Genomic DNA, 19,325 nt, shown 5'->3' on the forward strand with positions numbered 1-19,325 from the left:
GTTCCCGGCGTTTTGATATTTTCCTAACAATCCCTAAAGAATTCTTGCCGCAGCGCGCGCTTGACCGGAACGGCGCGCAACACACGCTATGGTTGATAAAGGATTTCTCCGTCACCAGCCGGAGGGTCCGAAATGACGATGCTGACGAATGTGGTTCCGTTCCGAAAAGCGGTCTCGGCGGGCGAGTTTCGTCGCCCCCCCATTCTCCTGCGCACGGCGCGAAGCGGCATGAGAACCTTTAATCGGGCGCGGGAGTTGCCGCGACTTCTGGGAGGCGATCAATTATGCGCACCCGCAGAGACCCTGCCCCGCCTGAGGCAGTTGGAAGCGCGTCAGGACGAATTGCGCCGGGCCGCCGAGCCGGGATACGACCTGCATCGTCACGTGATGTTGCTGATCGCAATTCTTGCCGAAACCGCCCTGGCGAATTCCGACGGGCTTACCTTGCCCGGAACAGCGATCCGAGCACGCCCCTGACCAGCGCTTGTCCGGTGCGGGTGCCAAGCTGTCGGGCCAGACTTTTGCCAAAGGCCGACGCGATCGTGTCACGGTTCGAACTGCGCCTGGCCGGCTTCTCGTCGCGTTCGATCTGGATGGAGGGATCATAGCGCCGCCCGCGCTTGTGCTCGCGGTCCATCTGCCACAGATCCTTATCCGACGCCTCGGCCTCGGCCTCGACGACCTCTTGCGCGGCGGCTTCGGCCCGGCGGGCAAGAATTTCCGTCGCGGATTCCCGGTCCAGCCTCTCGCCATATTTCGCGCCCATCGGCGAGGCTGCGATGATCTCGCCGCGCTCACTTTCGGTGATCGGGCCAAGTTGCGACTGGGGCGGGCGAATCAACGTGCGCCGCACCATGCCCGGAACGCCCTTGGCCTCGAGCAGCGAGGAGACGGCCTCGCCGGTTCCGACATTCTGGATCGCCTCGGCGGTGTCGAAAGCGGGGTTGGGGCGGTAATTCTCGGCCGCGAGGCGCAACGCCTTCTGATCCTTCGCGGTAAAGGCGCGCAGCGCATGCTGTATGCGATTGCCCAATTGGCCCAGAACCGCCTCGGGCAGATCCGCCGGGTTCTGGCTGATGAACCACAGGCTGACCCCTTTCGAACGGATTAGCCGCGCCACCTGTTCGATCTTGTCCACCAGCGCAGGCGGCGCATCATCGAACAAGAGATGCGCCTCATCGAAGAAAAAGGCGATGCTGGGTTTCTCCGGATCGCCCAGTTCGGGCAATTGCTCGAACAATTCGGACATGAGCCAAAGCAGGAATGTCGCGTAGAGCCGTGGCGCATTCATCAGCTTCTCAGCCGAAAGGATGTTGATCATTCCCTTGCCCGAATCGCCGAGCCGCATCAGATCGGCCAGATCCAGCGCCGGCTCGCCGAAAAGACGCGCGCCGCCCTCATTTTCCAGCACCAACAGCGAGCGCTGGATCGCGCCCACCGAAGCAGTCGAGACATTGCCGTATTTCAGGCTCAACTCCTTGGCATTCTGACCGACCCAGACCAGCATGGATTGCAGATCGCCCAGATCCAGAAGCGCGAGCCCCTCTTCGTCAGCAACGCGAAAGGCGATGTTGAGCACCCCCTCCTGAGCATCTGTCAGGCCCATCAGCCGCGACAGGAGCAACGGCCCCATTTCGGCAAGGCTCGTGCGCACAGGATGACCCCGTTCGCCCCAGACATCCCAGAATGTGACCGGAAAGGCCTGATAGTCCTGAGCTATTCCGATCTGTTCTGCCCGCTTGCGAAACGCCTCATCCTGACCCGCGTCTCGTCCCCCGGCCAGGGCGATCCCGGCAAGATCCCCTTTCACATCCGCCATGAAGACCGGCACCCCGGCGGCGGAAAAGGATTCTGCCAGGGTCTGCAGGGTGACGGTCTTGCCGGTGCCCGTCGCTCCGGCGATCAGCCCGTGGCGATTTGCATATTTCAAGAGAATTCGTTGCGGTTCTCGGTATTCGTCACCGCCCCCGCCAATTGTGATCGTTCCGGCGTCAAGGTCGAGGATCTCGGCCATACTGTCCCTCGGGCTGATAAAAAATCACTGTGCCATACAAAAGGAGAATACAAGCGAAACCATTTTGTGTCAGTGTAGTTATGCCGGGTAGCCGGGAGCTTATCCCTATCCCGGCTTTCCTCCCTGTTGGACTGCCGCGCCACTCTGGCGCGGCTTTTTTTTTGCCCCCTTGCGAAGAGGGACATGCCAAAAACTGACCTTTAGGACAGTTGACGACCCATGCGGGGGCATCTAGCTTTCGGGCCAATGAAGACCGGCCAGTCCGGCAGGGAAGGGAAGCAAGGGGGTCCGAGGCAACCATTCGCCTCGGGCCCTTTTTTTTCATATGGTTGAAAGCGGTTCTGCAGGTCGGGCCTTGAGCCGCATTCTGCGCCTGCAAAAACACAAAGTTGAGGCCCCGACGCGTTTTCAATCCCTGACAACTTACCCCGCGCATGGTAGGACCGGTTCCGAAAACCTGGACCAAAGGAAGAGAACCATGGCCAACAGGACGTCCTCGGCGCTGATCGCCGCCATCTTTGCCATCGCCGGTTCGACGGCAGGCGTCATGGCGCAGGAGACCCCTGCCCCCGCTGCCGAGGCTCCTGCCGCCGCAGCGCCTGCCGCGCCGGCTGCAAGCCCGGCGGAGGCGAATCCGGCCGCCCAAGCGCCCGCCGCCCCGGCTGGCGAAGCTGCGGCCCCGTCTGCCGGCGAGGCTCAGGCAGGTCAGCCCTATACCAAGGAAACGCATGGCGACTGGACGCTGCGCTGCATGAAGACCGCCGAAGGCAAGGATCCGTGCGAGCTTTACCAGCTGCTCAAGGACCAGAACGGCGCCTCGGTCGCCGAGACGTCGATCCTGCCGATGACGGGTGACGTGGCCGCCGTCATCACCTTCGTCTCGCCGCTCGAAACCGATCTTCAGGCGGGGCTGGGCTTCCAAGTCGATTCGGGCAAGGCGAACCGCTATCCCTTCATGCTTTGCGCGCCCGTGGGCTGCATCTCGCGCGTTGGCATGACCGAGGCGGATCTGGCACCGATGAAGCGCGGCAAGGAGGCCACCGTGGCCCTTGTTCCCTTTGGCGCGCCCAAGGAGCAGGCCGTGCGCCTGAAACTTTCGCTTTCCGGCTTCACTGCGGGCATGAATGCGCTGGCGGAAGCCAATAAGGGCCTCGCCGCCCCGGTCGCGCAAGAGGTTCCCGCACCGAAACCCTGACCGGGATCTCGACCCAATGACAAGGGGCGCCGCGAGGCGCCCCTTTTTCATTTCCGGATCATCCGGCTGCCGGGCGGGATCACGATACCGGCATGGCGACAAAGCGCGGCTCTCCACCGCGACGCACCATCATAAGAATCGATTTGCGACCGGCTTCCTTGGCCTCCGAGACCCGCGCCTGAAGGTCCGCGAGCGAAGTCACCGGGCGCTGCCCTGCCTCGGTGATGAGGTCTCCCGCGCTCAGCCCCTTATCGGCGGCTGCACCGTTCGGATCGACGGAACGCACGATCAACCCGCGCATATCCGAGGGCAGCCCCAGCTCTTGCGCCGTCTGCGCGTCCAACTCGGCAAGGCTCATGCCCATCAGTTCCGAAGGCGATTGCCCGGCCGGATTGGCCGTGGCCCCGGCCTCGCCCGCCTCGGCCAATTCGCGCCGGCCCAGCGTGATTTTCAGATCCACGGGCTTGCCATCGCGCTGGACGGTCACCGATACGGCCTCGCCGACCGGCGCATCCGCGACGCGGCGGACCAGATCACGGGGATCCTCGATCTCGCTTCCCGCGAAATTGGTGATGACATCGCCGGCCTTCATCCCGGCATCCAGCGCCGGCCCGGTCGGGACATCCGTGACCATCGCCCCTTTCGCGGCGGCAAGCCCCAGCGATTCGGCAATATCGCTGGTCACGGGCTGGATCTTGACGCCGAGCCAGCCGCGCCGGGTCTCGCCGAATTCCTCAAGCTGCTCCACCACCTTGCTGACCACATTCGAGGCCATCGAGAAGCCGATCCCGATCGAGCCGCCATTGGGCGAGAGGATCGCGGTGTTCACGCCGATGACTTCGCCGTCCATGTTGAAAAGCGGCCCGCCCGAATTGCCCCGGTTAATTGCGGCATCGGTCTGGATGAAATCGTCATAAGTCCCGGAGAGCGCGCGGTTACGCGCCGAGATGATCCCGGTCGAGGCCGAAAAGCCCTGCCCCAACGGGTTTCCGAGCGCCAGAACCCAGTCCCCGACGCGGCCACGATCGCTGTCGCCGAACTTCACGAAGGGCAAGGGCTGCGGGCTTTCGACCTTGAGTACGGCGATATCGGTCTTGTCATCGCGTCCCACGACTTTCGCGGGAAGCGTCTTGCCCGAGAAGAACTCGATCTCGATCTCGTCGGCCCCCTCGATGACGTGATTGTTCGTCACGATAAGCCCATCGGCCGAGACGACAAAGCCGGATCCCAACGCGGTCGAACGTTCCTGCATCGGCTGCCCGCCCGGGCCCTGCGGGAAGCCCGGAAAGCCGAATTCGCGGAAGAGGTCGTTGAAGGGGCTGCCCTCGGGCAGTTGCGGCCCTCTCGCCATTGGAGAGGAGACGGTCGCGCTGGTCGTGATATTGACCACGGCCGGGCTAACCTGATCGACCAGATCCGCAAAGCTTTCGGGCATGACCTGTTCTTTGCGCGCCGGGGTTTCGGGCGCGGTCAGGGGCTTGTTCTCGTTCGCGGCGGCCTGGGCGGCGTCAGCCTGCGGCTCGGCCATCTTCTGCGCAAGCGCCGGGGTCAGCGCAACGGCCAGGGCAAGGCCCGACGCGGTCAGGAGATGGCGCGGTGAGAAGTTCTTCATATGAATGGTCTCCTTCGATTCCGTGCGGCACTAGGACGCCCCGGCAATATGCTCACTTTCAAGGGTATTTTCACCTGCGTTGCAAATGAACCACAATCGCGCGGAATGAACTGATCGTGACCGTGGGACATGGCATGGCCTCGATTCGCACATGCCCCGTGAAAAAGGCGGCCTCTTTGCGAGGCCGCCCCAAGCGCGTTGACCAGATCAACGCAAGTCCCTGCTCGATGTCGGAGTGATCACTGCCCCTGATCACCTTCGTTGCGGCTGCGCGGGTTATGACCTGCATCCTGCCGCTGCGCGGATATTCCACCCGACGATTTCCCGCCCCCACGCGGAGCAATTCCATTCCTTCGCCAAAGTTTCGGCGGCTGCACTCGACAAGGCTCGACCTGATCCAACCGATCGACCATAAAGCGACGAGCTAACCTACCAGATATAGTGCGCCTCACACCCCCAACCACAAGTTGGCGTGATCACCTCCATATTGCAACTGTAATTTTTCAGGACGTCGCCCAGAAAGTTTCGACGCAAGCGCGGTTGAAGGTCGGATGATTCGAGGTGAGGCGGCTAAGGCCGCGAATTCCCGCACGAGAGCCGGCCTAGCGGTGATATACCCGGCGCTTCCGCCACCATGAGGCGATCAGCGGCTTTCTGCCGGAAAGCCGAGAATCTCGCGATCGGTCACGATCATGTCCAGCCGCTCATCCGTCGTTTCATCGGGAATCGCAGAAAGCTCCTGCACGGCAAAGGCCAGCCCAATGGCCAGAACCGGGCCGCCCTGGCGCAGTTGATGCAGGGTCCGGTCGTAATAGCCGCCGCCATAGCCCAGACGATGGCCCGTCCGGTCGAAGCCCGCCAACGGCACGATCAAGACCTCGGGCGTCATCTCTCCGGCATCCAGGGGCGGATGGCTGGTGCCGAAAACGCCCTTTTCCAGCCTGCCGTCGAAACGGCGAAAGACGAGCGGCACGGCGGGCCCCGGCACCACGGGCAGACAGAGCGGGCCGCGATGCTGCTGCATGGCGGGGCGCGGATCGGCCTCATCCCGCATCGGCCAATATCCCGCCAGCACCCTCTCGCGGCAAGGCGCGAGGGTGGCGATGAGATTGCGGGTCAGGGCCTCGGCATCGCCGCCCTGCGCCCGCGCCTCCAGCGCCATCCTGCGCAACTCCGCCTTCACATCAGCACCACGGAGGCAAGTCCGAGAAAGGTGAAGAAGCCCACGATATCGGTCAGCGTCGTCACGAAGGTTCCCGAAGCCAGCGCCGGATCGGCCCCGGCCTTTTCCAGTGTCAGGGGCACGAGAATGCCCCCGAGGGCCGCGACGAAGAGGTTGACGATCATCGACATGCCGATCACGAGGCTGAGCTTGGGATCGTGGAACCACAGATAGGTCACACCGCCCATGACGACGCCAAAGATCGCGCCGTTCAGCAGCCCCACGGTCATTTCCCGCCGAACGACATGAATGCGGTTCGTTCTGGTCAGGCTCTTGGTCGCAAGCCCGCGCACGGCCACGGTCAGGGTCTGCGTGCCCGCATTCCCGCCCATCGAGGCCACGATGGGCATCAGGACCGCCAGCGCGACGAGTTTCGCGATCGCGCCCTCGAAAAGCGCGATCACCGAGGCGGAAAGCAGGGCGGTAAAGATATTCGCCGCGAGCCAGGGCACGCGCTGCCGCGCGGTTTCCATCACGGTGTCCGAAATCGCGCTGTCATCCCCCACCCCGGCCAGACGCAGGATGTCCTCTTCATGCTCTTCATCCAGAACCGCCATGGCGTCGTCGATGGTGATGACGCCCACCAGACGATCATCATCGTCCACGACCGGGGCCGAGATCAGGTGATACTTGTTGAAGACATGGGCGACGTCCCCCTCGTCCTGCCGGGTCGAGATGGTGCGGAAACTGTCCTCGGTAATGTCGCGCAACGCGATATGGCGGCGCGAGGCGAGCAATTTGCCGAGCGTCACATAGCCCACCGGATGGCGTCGCGGATCGACCAGGATCACATGGTAGAACTGATCGGGCAGCCAGTCCTCCTGGCGCAGGAAGTCGATCGCCTCGCCCACCGTCCAATGCTCGGGAGCGGTCACGACCTCGGATTGCATGAGGCGGCCGGCAGAATATTCCGGATAGGCCAGCGATTGCTCGACCGCGGCACGGTCGGGCTCGTCCAGCGCCGCGAGGATCGCCTGCTGTTCCGGCGCCTCCATGTCCTCGATCAGGTCAACGACATCGTCGCTGTCCATCTCGCGGACGGCCTCGGCGAGAACTTCGCGCGGCAGATGCTCGATGACCTCTTCGCGGATCGACTCGTCGATCTCGGTCAGGATCTCGCCATCGATCTCGCCGGAATAGAGCGCCAGGAACATCCGACGGCGCGGCGGGGTCAGTTGCTCGATCAGGTCGGCAATATCGGCGGCATGGACGGGTCCCAGAAGCGCATCCAGCGCCGGGCCGTCATCGGCGTCAATGGCCCGATTGATTGCGTCAAGCTCGATCTGGCTCAACTCGAAATCATCGTCGGAGCCCTCGGCCGCATTTTCGAGTTGGTCGCTCATATCTGGCTCCTGCTTGGCGCATTTCCGGCTCTTTGGGGCACCTTAATGGCAGCGGCACCGGGCCTCAATCGGCTGCGAAAGGCCCGGCCAGAAGTTCCAGTGCCGCCGCGTGCAATTCCGGCGAGCCCGCGGCAAGGATGCGGCCGCCGTGATGGGCCGGCCCGCCGGTCCAGTCGGTCACGACTCCGCCTGCCGCCTCGATCACCGCGATCGGGGCGGCCACATCATAGGATTGCAGGCCCGCTTCGATCACCAGATCGACATGGCCCGCCGCCAAGAGCGCATAGGCGTAGCAATCCAGCCCGTATCGCGTCAGGCGCACCCGCGAGGCGACCCGGTCGAAGCGAGCGCGCTCATCGGCGTCTCCAACTTCGGGATAGGTCGTCATCAGCGTCGCCTGCGCCAGCGCCACGCCGCGACGCGAGGCAAGCGCCTGCGTATTGCCCCGACCCGTAAGCAGCGCGCGGTCAAAGCCGCCTTCGAAACGCTCATCAAGATGCGGCTGGTCGACGATCCCATAGATCGGCCCCTGCGCATCCGCCACGGCGATCAGCACGCCCCAGCTGGGCGCGCCGGCCATGAAGGCGCGCGTCCCGTCGATCGGATCGAGGATCCAGGTCAAGCCGGAGGTGCCCGGGCTGGCGCCATATTCCTCGCCCAGAATCGCGTCTTCGGGGCGTTCGCGGGCAAGGATCTCGCGCATGGCACGCTCGCTCGCCCGGTCCGCCTCGGTCACCGGATCGAAGCCCTGGGCAAGCTTGTTGACCGGGTTCAAATCCGGGCTGCGAAACAGGGCAAGGGTTTCGCGCCGGGCGGCATCGGCAAGACGATGGGCCACGGCCACAAGGCTATCAGTAAGTTCTGCCGGGACGGACAGCCGCCCGTTTTCTGGATCGCGCTTTTCTTCCATCTCTGCACCCGCCTTCCTGCCATGCAGAATGGCTTAGCCGGGAGTGGGGCAAAGAGAAACCCGTCCGATCCGATTTTTCAGGCGGCGTCGGAAAGAACCCGCGCCAGTTCAAAGATCTGACGGCGCTGTGCCTCGGGCATGGCATAATAGGCGCGAACGAGTTGCAGCGCCTCTTTATCCGCCAGGATATCGCCTTCAACCGGGGTTGGGATCTGCCCTTCCTCTATGCCGTCAAAGAAGAAGCTGATCGGAACATCCACCGCCTGGGCGATATCCCAAAGGCGCGATGCCGAGACCCGGTTCATGCCGGTCTCGTATTTCTGGATCTGCTGAAACTTGATACCCACCTTCTCGGCAAGCTGCTGCTGGGTCATCCCGATCATCCAGCGACGATGGCGGATTCGTTTCCCGACATGGACATCGACATTATGCTTCATCGTAACACCTCACTCAATCTATACGGGCGCAATATGATCCAGACCTGCATTTCGACCGGCAAACGACTCGATTGACCCAACAGGCAATCCTGCGTCAATTGTTCGCGGCACAGTCTAAAATATCCGTCCAAACCGACACCTTGCGGGAAATATGACAGGGGAACCGATGGCTGAATACTGGAAAGTGACGAGGTTGTCTGAAAAGTCAAGTCCTCCCCTATTTGGCGAGTGGTCTCCCGGCCATCCCGCTAGGGGACAAGTTCTCGTCAGGTTCCGCGCGGCCGCCCTGAATTTCGCCGATCTGCTGATGCAGCAGGGCCGCTATCAGGACATGCCCGAATACCCCTTCATCCCCGGCCTGGAGGGCGCGGGAGAGGTCCTCGAGGCCGGCCCCGGCGTCGAACTTGCCGTCGGCACGCGGGTCGCGGTCTTCAGCCAGGGCACCATGACCGAGGCCAATATCGTCCCTGCCGCGCATTGTATTCCGATCCCGGACAGCATGACGGATGCCGAGGCCGCAGGCTTTCTGATCGCCTATGGCACAAGCCATATGGCACTGACCCGCCGCGCCGGCCTGAGGACGGGCGAAACCCTCGCGGTGCTGGGCGCGGGCGGGGGTGTCGGCCTGACCGCGGTCGAGATCGGCGCCGCCCTGGGCGCGCGGGTCATCGCCGTCGCGCGGGGCGCGGACAAGGCCGCAGCCCTGCGTAGCGCGGGCGCCGATGAGGTGATCGACAGCGAGAGCTGCGGCGATCTGCGCCGCGCGCTCAAGGAGCTTGGCGGCGTCGATATCGTCTACGACCCTGTGGGGGGCAGAAGCGGCGAAGCCGCCTTTGGCGCGATCCGGCCCGGCGGGCGCTTTCTCTCGATCGGTTTCGCCGCAGGAGAGCCGCCCGCCCTGCCGCTGAACCATGCGCTGGTCAAGAATATTGCTATCCACGGCTTTTACTGGGGAGGCTATCGCAAGCTCGCGCCCGAAGTGATGCAGCAGGATCTGTCCGATCTGATGCGGCTTTACGCGAAAGGCAGTCTGAAACCGCAAATCGGAGCGACCCTGCCCCTTGCCCGGCTCGACGAGGCCTATGAATTGATGCGAAGCCGGCAGGTGGTCGGGAAAATCATCGTGACCATCTAGGTTTTCGGCGTTTTTCCTTGCCTTTTCATCATCGCAAGATTGAAAAATCCGCTCTGGCTGCCAATATTCCGCTGGAAGGTCGGCCGATGAGGCCGCACCGCGCTTTTCGACCGGGGGAGTTCCCATGCAAGACTATCAATCGATCCGCACGGCCGGGACCGCGACGCGCTCGGCCGCAGTGGATGAAGGCCTTCGCGCCTATATGAACAAGGTTTACGGTCTGATGGCCGTGGGCATGCTGGTGACCGCGGGCGCGGCCTGGGGCATCGCGGGGCTTGCGCTGTCCGACACGCCTACCCAATACGCTCTTGGCAATGGGCATTATCTGACCGAATTCGGCAAGACGCTTTACCTGTCGCCGCTGAAATGGGTGGTGATGTTCGCGCCCCTGGCCATGGTCTTTGCCTTTGGCGCCGCGCTGAACCGCCTCTCGGTCCAGGGTGCGACGACGATGTTCTACGTCTTTGCCGCGCTGATGGGTATTTCTATCAGCTGGATCTTTGCGGCTTATACGTCCTTCTCGATCGTCCAGACCTTCCTTGTCACGGCAATCGCCTTCGCGGGCCTGTCGCTTTACGGTTACACGACCAAGCGTGATCTGTCGGGACTTGGCACCTTCCTGATGATGGGTGTGATCGGGCTGATCGTGGCCTCGATCGTCAACATCTTCCTGAAATCGGGCGCGATGCAATTCGCCATCTCGGCGATCGGCGTGCTGATCTTTGCTGGCCTGACCGCCTTCGACACGCAGAACATCAAGAACACCTATCTGCAACTGGCGCATTCCGACCGTGATTTTCTGGGCAAATCCGCGATCATGGGCGCGCTGCAGCTCTATCTCGATTTCCTGAACCTGTTCATGTTCCTGCTGCAATTCATGGGCAACCGCGAATAAGGCTGCACAGACGTCCAAGGACAAGATTTCGGCCCGCCAGGCAATCGCCTGGCGGGCCAATTTCATTGCCGCCCGCCTCAGGCAGAGGGGCCACCGCGCCGCGCAAAGAGAGAGGCAGTTTCCCTGTCCGGAAATGGCCGATAATGTCGGGGCAAATCATAAGGCAGGAGTCTCTTTCGCATGCAGGTCGCCTTTCACTGCGGAGCCCATGGCACCGATCTGTACCGCATGGTCAAGACATTGACGCAAAACCGCGACTGGCTGCTCGCCCATGGCATTGAACCCCTGACCCCGAACAAGCATCGCGATGTCTTTCCCGAAGCGCTGAACTCGCTGCAGGGCGCACCCGCCACGCCCGAAATGGAACGCGTGATGCTGGACGCCATGCTCGACAGCGACAACCCGCATCGGATCCTGTGCAGCACGCCGACATTCCTGGGCAAGGCCGAGCGGGCCGTTTCGCCCGACGGGCTATATGCCAGCGCTCCCGAGAAACTGGCAACGCTCGCCACGCTCTTTCCCTCGGCCGAGATCGAATTCTTCATTGCGCTGAAAAACCCCGCCACGCTGCTTTCCTTCATCTTCGCGCAGGACGGAACCCGCCCCTATCCCGATGTCATGGCCGGCATCGCGCCCGAGTCGCTGCGCTGGGAGCCGACGATCCGCGCCATTCGCCAGGCCCTGCCCGAGCACCGGCTTGTGCTCTGGTGCCACGAGGATACCTCGCTGATCTGGCCAGAAGTGGTGCGCCGCCTTGCGACCATGCCCAGCGACGTGCCGCTCAAGGCTGGCCTGCAAATGCTGGGCGACATCCTCAATCCCGAGGGGATCGACATGATCCGCGAGGAAATGTCCAAGCAAGAGCGGCTGACGATTGATACCCGGCGCGAGATCTTTGCCGCGGCGCTGGCCAAACATGCAAGGCTGGACCAGATCGAGACCGAGATCACCTTGCCGGGATGGACCCAGGATCTGGTCGATCACATCTCGGATCTCTATGACGAGGATGTGGCCCGCATTGCCGCGATGCCGGATGTCGAATTCATCGCACCCTGAAGGTTTTGCAATTTTACTTTTTGCGGCGGTCGGGCTTTGTAAAATTTGCAAATTTCGCCTTTCCGCAATGCAGCGAAATGCCTAATCTGCCCCAAATCCGGGGAGGCGCATATGAAGGACATCCTGAACCAACTCGAATCGCGGCGCGAGGATGCCCGGCTGGGCGGCGGCCAGCGTCGGATCGACGCACAGCACGCGCGCGGCAAGCTGACTGCCCGCGAAAGGCTTGAACTTCTTCTCGACGAAGGTTCTTTCGAAGAGTTCGACATGTTCGTGCGCCACCGCTCAACCGATTTCGGGATGGAGAACGACCGCCCCTATGGCGACGGGGTGGTGACAGGCTGGGGCACGATCAATGGCCGCATGGTCTATGTCTTCTCGCAGGACTTCACCGTATTCGGCGGCTCGCTGTCGGAAACCCATGCCCAGAAGATCTGCAAGATCATGGATATGGCAATGCGCAACGGCGCGCCAGTGATCGGGCTGAACGATTCCGGCGGCGCGCGCATCCAGGAGGGCGTGGCTTCGCTCGCGGGCTATGCCGATGTTTTCCAGCGCAACGTGCTGGCCTCGGGCGTGGTGCCGCAGATCTCGGTCATCATGGGGCCATGCGCCGGCGGCGCGGTCTATTCCCCGGCGATGACCGATTTCATCTTCATGGTGAAGGATACGAGCTACATGTTCGTGACCGGCCCGGACGTGGTCAAGACCGTGACGAATGAGGTCGTCACGGCCGAGCAATTGGGCGGGGCCTCGACCCATACCAAAAAATCCTCGGTCGCGGATGGCGCCTTCGAGAATGATGTCGAGGCCATGACCGAGATCCGCCGCCTGGTCGATTTCCTGCCGCTGAACAATCGCGAAAAGGCCCCGACCCGGCCCTTTTTCGACGATCCGAACCGGATCGAGGGCAGCCTGGACACGCTGATCCCCGAGAATCCGAACCAGCCCTATGACATGAAGGAACTGATCCTCAAGGTCGCGGATGAGGGCGATTTCTACGAGATCCAGAAGGATTTCGCCGCCAATATCATCACCGGCTTCATTCGCATCGAGGGCCAGAGCGTCGGCGTCGTCGCGAACCAGCCGATGGTGCTGGCGGGCTGCCTCGATATCGACAGCTCGCGCAAGGCCGCGCGTTTCGTGCGCTTCTGCGACGCCTTCGAGATCCCGATCCTGACATTCGTCGACGTACCGGGCTTCCTGCCGGGCACCGGGCAGGAATATGGCGGCGTCATCAAGCATGGCGCGAAGCTGCTCTTTGCCTATGGCGAGGCGACCGTGCCCAAGGTGACGGTGATCACCCGCAAGGCCTATGGCGGAGCCTATGACGTGATGTCCTCGAAGCACCTGCGCGGCGATTTCAACTATGCCTGGCCCACTGCGGAAATCGCGGTGATGGGCGCCAAGGGCGCGGTCGAGATCCTCTATCGCAGCGAGCTTGGCGATGCCGAAAAGATCGCCGAGCGGACCCATGATTACGAGACCCGCTTTGCAAACCCCTTTGTCGCCGCCGAGAAGGGCTTCATCGACGAGGTGATCCAGCCCCATTCCACAAGGCGGCGCGTGGCACGCGCCTTTGCCAGCCTGCGCGGCAAGAAGCTCGCAAATCCGTGGAAGAAGCACGATAATATTCCGCTCTGACGACCGTTGACCCGATAGGCAGGACATGAAGACCCCCTCTCGTGCAGCCAGTGCCATGTTTCTGGCCCTCGCATCGCCCGCGGCAGCCACGGATGCGCCGGGGACGCGCATCGAACTGCCCTCGGGGGCCGAATTGCGCTGGCTCGAGACGCTGCAGGACAGTGCCGGGGGCAGCGGCCTGACCTATCGTTTCCGCTTTCTGATGCCCGATCTTGCCGCGCGCGTGCCTTCGACAAGCGGCTCGGCGACCGAGCCCGAATTGGCCGAAAGGCCGCCCATCGAGATTGACACAGAGGCCGGGGGCGACGCGTCGGGCGACGATTACATCGACGACGGCCTTGTCGATATCGACGAATTGCAGCTATCCCCGGTTCCGCAAGACGCGGGCAGCGCGCCCGAGGACCTCGATGCCGCAGAGATCGAGGCTGACGGAATGATCGAGGATCCGGCCTTGCCCGCCGCCCCCGATGTCCTGGCTCAGGACCCGGTGCATGACGACATCGTCTGGCTCTGCGAGAACTGGGTCTTGCCGCGCATCGCAAGCCCCGCGCCGCGGCCCCAGCAGATTGTCATCAGCATTGCCGACAAGGACATCCCCTTTGGAATCTACGATCCAGAGGTGCTTCAGCTATTTGAAGCATTCCGGCTTCCCCCCGACCGCGATTCCTGCGAATGGGAGCCTTGGTAATGGCGCATGCAGACCGTGATGCAGCACTGCCACAGCAGGCGAAACCGCGGCGACGCAGCTTTTCGCCCGCCTGTGACGGGGCGCGCCATGCCGATATGGTTGCCGCGCGGTCGCATGGGGCGGCCGAATCTTTAACGAGCAGTCGGGACGAAACGATCCCGTACTACAGGAGCAAGACATCATGTCGAAAAAAATCGCCCTGGCCCTGGTTCTGGCCAGCCTCGCCGTCTCGGCCTGCGCCAAGAAAGAGCCCGAAGTCATCGCGCCGGTTCCGGTCACCACCGAGCCGGTCTATCAGGGCAAATACGGCGCCAACTGAGCACCTTGCCAAGCGCGGGCTGCTCGGCGGCCCGCGCATTTCGCGGCCGCCCTGCACCCTGCGTGATCCCTTGATCCCACAATGGGGCATGTCATGCTGAAGCATCGCGGGTTTCCGGGCCGCCTTCCCGGAACAGATTTCCAATTCACCATCCGCCGCGCCAACAAAAAGGGCGCCACGCCCATCGTGAGGCGCGAGCGCTTCCGCGACCGCAAGGTTGCCGACAAACGCGCCGATGAAGGCTTCATGGCCGCGCTTATCCAACTCTTCGGCGAGGAACCGTTTGAGCGCGGCAATCTCGACGCCGGACGCCTTTCCTGGCTGATCGGGCGTGAGGTCGTGCCGGTCGGGAAACTGGACCCTACCGATTACGAGCAGATGTTGCGCGTCGACATGAAGAAAGCCGAAGCCAGCTTCCCTGCACTTTTCGCCGCCGAGCCTCCGGCCTTTGACTGGGACGATGTCGATTTTGACGACGAGGACTGGGACGACGAGGACGACGCATAATGAGCGGATTGCCGCGTAGTCCCGCAGTTTCACATCGTTGTCAGTTCCTTCGGGTCATGCGGCATGCAATATTGCCTGCACCTTATTCACGAACGGTCCAAAATCGGGCCAGTTATACAGGCAAAGAGCTATGCAAAACTCCGTCATCCTCCGTCTTTCGGGCGCCGCTCTTCTGGTCGCCGGTCTTGCCGCATGCGAACCCAGCCCCTACGGTGGCTCGACCATGTCGCCCGACGCGCAGCGCGCTGCCGGCGGCGCTCTGGCCGGTGCGGCCGTCGCCAAGATCCTTGACGAGGACGTCGGAACCGGCGCGCTCATCGGCGCGGGCGCCGGTGCGCTTTGCGACGACGCCGGCGTCTGCCAGCGCCGCTACTAATTCTGAAATTTCGGTCTGCCGCGGCGCGGTAAAGCCCGTCGCGGCCCGATCTACGGAGAAGAACACATGTCGAAGAAACTCGCTCTCGTTCTGGGCCTTGGCCTCATGGGTCTTGCCGGCTGCACGCAGGGCATCAACCCGACCGATGCCGACCGCGCCCTTATCGGCGCAGGAGCCGGCGCAGTTATCGCCGACCTCGCAGGTGAAAGCGTCGTCGGTGGCGCGGCTGCCGGTGCAGCCGCAGGCGCGCTCTGCAACGACGTCAGGCTCTGCCAATAATCTGATCGGCCTGCGCGCGCGCCGCGCGGCCTCGATCATTCCCAGCCGTCCCGGAGCAGATCCGGGGCGGCTTTTTCACGTCTGACGACTGCCTCGGGGGGAAGCCAAGCATGTTCGAGAAAATCCTGATTGCCAACCGGGGCGAGATCGCCTGCCGGGTCATCAAGACGGCCCGCAAGATGGGCATCAAGACCGTCGCGGTCTATTCCGACGCCGACCGCAACGCCTTGCACGTGAAGATGGCCGATGAGGCGGTCCATATCGGCCCCGCCCCCGCCAACCAGTCCTATATCGTCATCGACAAGATCATGGCGGCGATCCGCCAGACCGGCGCGCAGGCCGTCCATCCCGGCTACGGCTTTCTCTCCGAGAACATGAAATTCGCCCAAGCCTTGGAGGCCGAGGGCGTCGCCTTCATCGGCCCGCCCTCGCCCGCCATCGAGGCCATGGGCGACAAGATCACCTCGAAGAAGATCGCGCAGGAGGCCGGGGTCTCGACCGTGCCCGGCTACATGGGCCTGATCGCCGATGCCGAAGAGGCGGTGCGGATCTCGACCCAGATCGGCTATCCGGTGATGATCAAGGCGAGCGCCGGCGGCGGCGGCAAGGGCATGCGCATCGCCTGGAACGACCAAGAGGCCCGCGAAGGCTTCGAATCCTCGAAGAACGAGGCGGCGAACAGCTTTGGCGATGACCGCATCTTCATCGAGAAATTCGTGACGCAGCCGCGCCATATCGAGATTCAGGTTCTCGCCGACCAGCATGGGAATTGCGTCTATCTGCACGAGCGCGAATGCTCGATCCAGCGTCGCAACCAGAAGGTCATCGAAGAGGCCCCCTCGCCCTTCCTCGACGCAGCGACCCGCAAGGCCATGGGCGAGCAGGCCTGCGCCTTGGCGTGCGCCGTCGGCTATACCAGCGCCGGGACCGTCGAATTCATCGTCGATGCCGAGCGGAACTTCTATTTCCTCGAAATGAACACCCGGCTTCAGGTCGAGCATCCGGTGACCGAACTCATCACCGGGATCGACCTCGTCGAGCAGATGATCCGTGTGGCCGATGGCGAGCCCCTGCCCTTCGCGCAGGAGGACCTGAAGATCAACGGCTGGGCGATCGAGAGCCGTCTTTACGCCGAAGACCCCTATCGCAATTTCCTGCCCTCGATCGGGCGGCTCACGCGCTATCGCCCGCCGGCCGAGATGGCCGAGGCGAGCCATGTCATCCGCAATGATACCGGCGTTTTCGAGGGCGGCGAGATCAGCATGTATTACGACCCGATGATCGCCAAGCTCTGCACTTGGGCGCCGACGCGCGGCGAGGCCATCGGGCAGATGCGGCTCGCGCTCGACGAATTCGAGGTCGAGGGCATCGGCCATAACCTGCCCTTCCTGTCGGCGGTGATGGACCATCCGAAATTCATCTCGGGCGACATCTCGACCGCCTTCATCGCGCAGGAATATCCCGAAGGCTTCACCGGCGCGACCCTGCCCGAGGCCGAGATCACCCGCATCGCCGCCGCCGCCGCCGCCATGCATCGCGTGGCCGAGATCCGCCGCACCCGGATCTCGGGGCGGCTTGACAATCACGAACGCCATGTCGGGGAAAACTGGGTGGTGACTCTGGCGGGCCAGGAAATCCCCGTCCGCATCACCGCCGACAAGCAAGGCTCGACCGTAGAGATCGCGGGGGCCAAGCTGCGCTGCGAAAGCGATTGGCTGCCGGGGCAGAGCCTTGCCCGTATCTCGGTCGATGGCAGCCCGCTGGTGATGAAAGTGGACCGCATCCCCTCGGGCTATCGGCTGCGGCTGCGCGGGGCCGATCTGAAGACTCAGATCCGCCGCCCCCGCGCCGCCGAGCTTGCCCGCCTCATGCCCGAGAAACTGCCGCCCGATACCTCGAAATTCCTGCTCTGCCCGATGCCGGGGCTGGTTGTGCGGGTGAATGTCGCAGCGGGTGATGAGGTTCAGGAGGGGCAGGCTCTGGCCACGGTCGAGGCGATGAAGATGGAGAACATCCTGCGCGCCGAGAAGAAGGCCGTGGTGAAATCCGTCAATGCGGCTGCTGGCGAAAGCCTCAAGGTCGATGACGTGATCCTGGAGTTCGAATAGGATGCATCCCGCCCAGTTCGTCTCCAGCGATTGGGCAGGGATTGCGCTTGGGCTTGCCATCCTGATGCTCGTGGTGATCCTGCCGCCGGTCGCGCGCTTCTATGATGCCAGTCGCGTCTATCTGCGGCTTTTCGCGATCTCCCTGCCGATGCTCGTCATCGGCGGGCTGCTGATCGCCTGGCTCTTGGGGCAAGGGCTGGACAGCGAGGTGCTGCGCACCATGGTCCCGGCCATTGTCGTGGTGCTGGGCTGGTTCGTGACCTTCATCTTTCAGGAAGATCGCCGCATCACCGAGCGGCGCGAGGATCAGCGCGATCTGCAAATCGCGCTGCATGCCGAGATCCAGACCTATGCAGATACGTTCAACGCCTATCGGGTGGCCGATCTGCGCGACAGCTTGGAACGCGAGATCGAGGAGCAGGGCGAGGCCTTCCGCCCCTTCATGACCGTCGAGCGCGAACCGATCATCTTCTTGAAACTCTCGACCGAATTGCACCGGCTGCCTGCGCATCAGGTCAATATCGCGGTGGTCTTCTACACCCGCTTGCAGGACATGCGCGGCTTTGCGCAAGAGCTGAGCAGCCCCCAGTTCAACGCCTTGCCGATTGCACGGCGCAGGCTGGCCTATCTCGATTATTACGCGGTCCGGGAATATGTCGCGCAATCGGCGCAAATCGCCTTGCGGGAATTCGCCCCTCCGAAGCCAGAGAGCCCGCCGGGCGGAGGCGCGCAATGAGCCTTGCCCCGCAGAACGTGATTGCGGCGTTTAGTAGGTCGGACGCGGCCCTGAATGGCCCGGAATTTTCATCGGGTCATGCGACATCTCGAGGCTCCAATCCAGATCGTCCCTGCTCTCGGTATAGGCGGCTTCAATCCCGCGATACGCCGAGAAGCGCGCGTCCTCCGATGCCGACGCGGGGTCGAGAGGAATGGCATATGGCAAGCGGTCCATGTCATTTCTCCTGCGATTGCCTTTGCAATATGGGAAATCCGCGCCTCTTTGGCAAGTCTCAGGGCAGGCCCGCGCGACCGATCTCTTGCAGGCGCAACGGGAATTTGTCGATCGCGCGCGAGATCTCACGCACCGACCAGGGCACGGGCTTGCGCTGCTTGACCTGCCCGTCCTTGTCCAGAAGCACCAGCGAGAAACCTTCGGGGCGCAATTGCCGCCGCCAGATGCTCGCCGCCTGCGGCTCGGTATCGGTGATGACGACCACGTCGCGCCGGGTCAGCGCGGCCGGGTCACGCCTGAGCGCGGCAAGTTGCTCGACAAAGGCAGGATCGGCAGCCGTATCGGCAAAGACCACGACGGGCCGCGCCTGCCACAGAAATTCCGCCGGATCGGCCTCGGCCGCGTCCAGCACGCGCAATTCGCGCGCATTGGCCCTGTCGCGCCCGGCCTCGCCGTCGCGTGCGGCGGGAACCTCGCCCCGAACATATGGCTGGTGGCGCGTCTCATCCGCAGGACGATCGCCCATCGCCGCGACCAGCGGCACCAGCAGCAGAAAAATCAACCGTTTGAGTTTCATCGCCCCCCCGTCTCTCCTTGAATATAAGAGCCGCCGGGCCATGGGAAAGGATCGAA

The 19,325-nt window shown here is 63.1% G+C and carries 20 protein-coding genes; 11 read left to right on the forward strand and 9 right to left on the reverse strand.

What is annotated here, in order from left to right; genetic code table 11:
• Positions 1-138: 138 nt before the first annotated feature.
• Positions 139-477 carry a DUF6477 family protein gene (locus ESZ60_RS21270; RefSeq protein ID WP_280633998.1) on the forward strand — a complete coding sequence of 113 codons (339 nt, stop codon included), beginning with the start codon at positions 139-141 and terminating at the stop codon, positions 475-477.
• On the opposite strand, the gene ESZ60_RS08280 is transcribed toward ESZ60_RS21270, so the two are convergent.
• Positions 440-2,014, reverse strand: a complete 1,575-nt coding sequence (locus ESZ60_RS08280; RefSeq protein WP_134680085.1) for a helicase HerA-like domain-containing protein — start codon at positions 2,012-2,014, stop codon at positions 440-442. The genes ESZ60_RS21270 and ESZ60_RS08280 overlap by 38 nt on opposite strands.
• Before the next feature lie 478 nt (positions 2,015-2,492).
• Here ESZ60_RS08280 and ESZ60_RS08285 point away from each other — a divergent pair, with 478 nt between their 5' ends.
• Entirely contained in the window at positions 2,493-3,209 is a 717-nt protein-coding gene (locus tag ESZ60_RS08285; RefSeq protein WP_134680093.1) for an invasion associated locus B family protein, read from the forward strand.
• 79 nt (positions 3,210-3,288) lie between these two features.
• On the opposite strand, the gene ESZ60_RS08290 is transcribed toward ESZ60_RS08285, so the two are convergent.
• From ESZ60_RS08290 to ESZ60_RS08310, 5 genes are all read right to left on the reverse strand, one after another.
• Complete coding sequence (locus ESZ60_RS08290) at positions 3,289-4,821, reverse strand: DegQ family serine endoprotease (RefSeq protein WP_134680095.1); 1,533 nt, start codon at positions 4,819-4,821, stop codon at positions 3,289-3,291.
• A 643-nt stretch (positions 4,822-5,464) separates the two neighbouring features.
• The gene (locus ESZ60_RS08295) at positions 5,465-5,983 is read right to left on the reverse strand and encodes a 5-formyltetrahydrofolate cyclo-ligase (RefSeq protein ID WP_134680097.1); all 519 of its coding nucleotides are present in this window, start codon (positions 5,981-5,983) and stop codon (positions 5,465-5,467) included.
• Positions 5,984-6,000: 17 nt separating this feature from the next.
• The gene (gene mgtE, locus ESZ60_RS08300) at positions 6,001-7,386 is read right to left on the reverse strand and encodes a magnesium transporter (protein ID WP_134680099.1); all 1,386 of its coding nucleotides are present in this window, start codon (positions 7,384-7,386) and stop codon (positions 6,001-6,003) included.
• Positions 7,387-7,450: 64 nt separating this feature from the next.
• Positions 7,451-8,296, reverse strand: coding sequence for an inositol monophosphatase family protein (locus tag ESZ60_RS08305; protein WP_134680101.1), 846 nt, complete (start codon positions 8,294-8,296; stop codon positions 7,451-7,453).
• Positions 8,297-8,373: 77 nt separating this feature from the next.
• Positions 8,374-8,733 carry a helix-turn-helix domain-containing protein gene (locus tag ESZ60_RS08310; protein ID WP_134680103.1) on the reverse strand — a complete coding sequence of 120 codons (360 nt, stop codon included), beginning with the start codon at positions 8,731-8,733 and terminating at the stop codon, positions 8,374-8,376.
• A 166-nt stretch (positions 8,734-8,899) separates the two neighbouring features.
• On the opposite strand from ESZ60_RS08310, the gene ESZ60_RS08315 reads away from it, so the two are divergent.
• From ESZ60_RS08315 to ESZ60_RS08340, 7 genes are all read left to right on the forward strand, one after another.
• Positions 8,900-9,868, forward strand: a complete 969-nt coding sequence (locus tag ESZ60_RS08315; RefSeq protein ID WP_134680105.1) for an NADPH:quinone oxidoreductase family protein — start codon at positions 8,900-8,902, stop codon at positions 9,866-9,868.
• 124 nt (positions 9,869-9,992) lie between these two features.
• A complete protein-coding gene (locus ESZ60_RS08320) occupies positions 9,993-10,763 on the forward strand; it encodes a Bax inhibitor-1/YccA family protein (protein WP_134680107.1) in 771 nt (256 codons plus the stop codon).
• Between the two features lie 180 nt (positions 10,764-10,943).
• Positions 10,944-11,819 carry a hypothetical protein gene (locus ESZ60_RS08325; protein ID WP_134680108.1) on the forward strand — a complete coding sequence of 292 codons (876 nt, stop codon included), beginning with the start codon at positions 10,944-10,946 and terminating at the stop codon, positions 11,817-11,819.
• Between the two features lie 111 nt (positions 11,820-11,930).
• Positions 11,931-13,463, forward strand: a complete 1,533-nt coding sequence (locus ESZ60_RS08330) for an acyl-CoA carboxylase subunit beta (RefSeq protein WP_134680109.1) — start codon at positions 11,931-11,933, stop codon at positions 13,461-13,463.
• Between the two features lie 25 nt (positions 13,464-13,488).
• Positions 13,489-14,151 (forward strand): DUF6497 family protein, encoded by a 663-nt coding sequence (locus ESZ60_RS08335; protein WP_134680110.1) that lies wholly within the window; start codon positions 13,489-13,491, stop codon positions 14,149-14,151.
• 181 nt (positions 14,152-14,332) lie between these two features.
• Positions 14,333-14,470, forward strand: coding sequence for a hypothetical protein (locus tag ESZ60_RS20720; protein WP_167620090.1), 138 nt, complete (start codon positions 14,333-14,335; stop codon positions 14,468-14,470).
• 93 nt (positions 14,471-14,563) lie between these two features.
• On the forward strand, positions 14,564-14,977 hold the full coding sequence (locus ESZ60_RS08340; protein WP_134680111.1) for a hypothetical protein: 414 nt from the start codon (positions 14,564-14,566) through the stop codon (positions 14,975-14,977).
• 112 nt (positions 14,978-15,089) lie between these two features.
• Here the strand turns inward: ESZ60_RS08340 and ESZ60_RS20725 are convergent, their stop codons facing one another.
• Complete coding sequence (locus ESZ60_RS20725; protein ID WP_167620091.1) at positions 15,090-15,671, reverse strand: hypothetical protein; 582 nt, start codon at positions 15,669-15,671, stop codon at positions 15,090-15,092.
• A 71-nt stretch (positions 15,672-15,742) separates the two neighbouring features.
• Between ESZ60_RS20725 and ESZ60_RS08355 the strand changes: the two genes are divergently transcribed.
• Together ESZ60_RS08355 and ESZ60_RS08360 are read left to right on the forward strand one after the other, a co-directional pair.
• On the forward strand, positions 15,743-17,740 hold the full coding sequence (locus ESZ60_RS08355; RefSeq protein ID WP_134680114.1) for an acetyl-CoA carboxylase biotin carboxylase subunit: 1,998 nt from the start codon (positions 15,743-15,745) through the stop codon (positions 17,738-17,740).
• Between the two features lies 1 nt (position 17,741).
• Complete coding sequence (locus ESZ60_RS08360) at positions 17,742-18,476, forward strand: hypothetical protein (RefSeq protein WP_134680115.1); 735 nt, start codon at positions 17,742-17,744, stop codon at positions 18,474-18,476.
• A gap of 30 nt (positions 18,477-18,506) precedes the next feature.
• Here the strand turns inward: ESZ60_RS08360 and ESZ60_RS08365 are convergent, their stop codons facing one another.
• Both ESZ60_RS08365 and ESZ60_RS08370 read right to left on the reverse strand, forming a co-directional pair.
• Positions 18,507-18,692: a hypothetical protein gene (locus ESZ60_RS08365; protein ID WP_134680116.1), complete on the reverse strand. Its 186-nt coding sequence runs from the start codon at positions 18,690-18,692 to the stop codon at positions 18,507-18,509.
• Positions 18,693-18,750: 58 nt separating this feature from the next.
• Complete coding sequence (locus ESZ60_RS08370; protein ID WP_134680117.1) at positions 18,751-19,269, reverse strand: DUF4174 domain-containing protein; 519 nt, start codon at positions 19,267-19,269, stop codon at positions 18,751-18,753.
• Positions 19,270-19,325 lie beyond the last annotated feature (56 nt).

Origin of the sequence: Paracoccus ravus (assembly GCF_004522175.1) — a bacterium.
In the GTDB taxonomy this organism is placed as follows: domain Bacteria; phylum Pseudomonadota; class Alphaproteobacteria; order Rhodobacterales; family Rhodobacteraceae; genus Paracoccus; species Paracoccus ravus.

Bases quoted from the DNA above. Each gene is read 5' to 3' on its own strand.
- ESZ60_RS08310 (WP_134680103.1), bottom strand. From the start codon at position 8,733: ATGAAGCATAATGTCGATGTCCATGTCGGGAAACGAATCCGCCATCGT.
- ESZ60_RS08330 (WP_134680109.1), top strand. From the start codon at position 11,931: ATGAAGGACATCCTGAACCAACTCGAATCGCGGCGCGAGGATGCCCGG.
- ESZ60_RS08325 (WP_134680108.1), top strand. From the start codon at position 10,944: ATGCAGGTCGCCTTTCACTGCGGAGCCCATGGCACCGATCTGTACCGC.
- ESZ60_RS08340 (WP_134680111.1), top strand. From the start codon at position 14,564: ATGCTGAAGCATCGCGGGTTTCCGGGCCGCCTTCCCGGAACAGATTTC.
- ESZ60_RS08365 (WP_134680116.1), bottom strand. From the start codon at position 18,692: ATGGACCGCTTGCCATATGCCATTCCTCTCGACCCCGCGTCGGCATCG.
- ESZ60_RS08335 (WP_134680110.1), top strand. From the start codon at position 13,489: ATGAAGACCCCCTCTCGTGCAGCCAGTGCCATGTTTCTGGCCCTCGCA.
- ESZ60_RS08320 (WP_134680107.1), top strand. From the start codon at position 9,993: ATGCAAGACTATCAATCGATCCGCACGGCCGGGACCGCGACGCGCTCG.
- ESZ60_RS21270 (WP_280633998.1), top strand. From the start codon at position 139: ATGCTGACGAATGTGGTTCCGTTCCGAAAAGCGGTCTCGGCGGGCGAG.
- ESZ60_RS08305 (WP_134680101.1), bottom strand. From the start codon at position 8,296: ATGGAAGAAAAGCGCGATCCAGAAAACGGGCGGCTGTCCGTCCCGGCA.
- mgtE (WP_134680099.1), bottom strand. From the start codon at position 7,386: ATGAGCGACCAACTCGAAAATGCGGCCGAGGGCTCCGACGATGATTTC.
- ESZ60_RS08370 (WP_134680117.1), bottom strand. From the start codon at position 19,269: ATGAAACTCAAACGGTTGATTTTTCTGCTGCTGGTGCCGCTGGTCGCG.
- ESZ60_RS08355 (WP_134680114.1), top strand. From the start codon at position 15,743: ATGTTCGAGAAAATCCTGATTGCCAACCGGGGCGAGATCGCCTGCCGG.
- ESZ60_RS08285 (WP_134680093.1), top strand. From the start codon at position 2,493: ATGGCCAACAGGACGTCCTCGGCGCTGATCGCCGCCATCTTTGCCATC.
- ESZ60_RS20725 (WP_167620091.1), bottom strand. From the start codon at position 15,671: ATGATCGAGGCCGCGCGGCGCGCGCGCAGGCCGATCAGATTATTGGCA.
- ESZ60_RS20720 (WP_167620090.1), top strand. From the start codon at position 14,333: ATGTCGAAAAAAATCGCCCTGGCCCTGGTTCTGGCCAGCCTCGCCGTC.
- ESZ60_RS08315 (WP_134680105.1), top strand. From the start codon at position 8,900: ATGGCTGAATACTGGAAAGTGACGAGGTTGTCTGAAAAGTCAAGTCCT.
- ESZ60_RS08290 (WP_134680095.1), bottom strand. From the start codon at position 4,821: ATGAAGAACTTCTCACCGCGCCATCTCCTGACCGCGTCGGGCCTTGCC.
- ESZ60_RS08360 (WP_134680115.1), top strand. From the start codon at position 17,742: ATGCATCCCGCCCAGTTCGTCTCCAGCGATTGGGCAGGGATTGCGCTT.
- ESZ60_RS08295 (WP_134680097.1), bottom strand. From the start codon at position 5,983: ATGGCGCTGGAGGCGCGGGCGCAGGGCGGCGATGCCGAGGCCCTGACC.
- ESZ60_RS08280 (WP_134680085.1), bottom strand. From the start codon at position 2,014: ATGGCCGAGATCCTCGACCTTGACGCCGGAACGATCACAATTGGCGGG.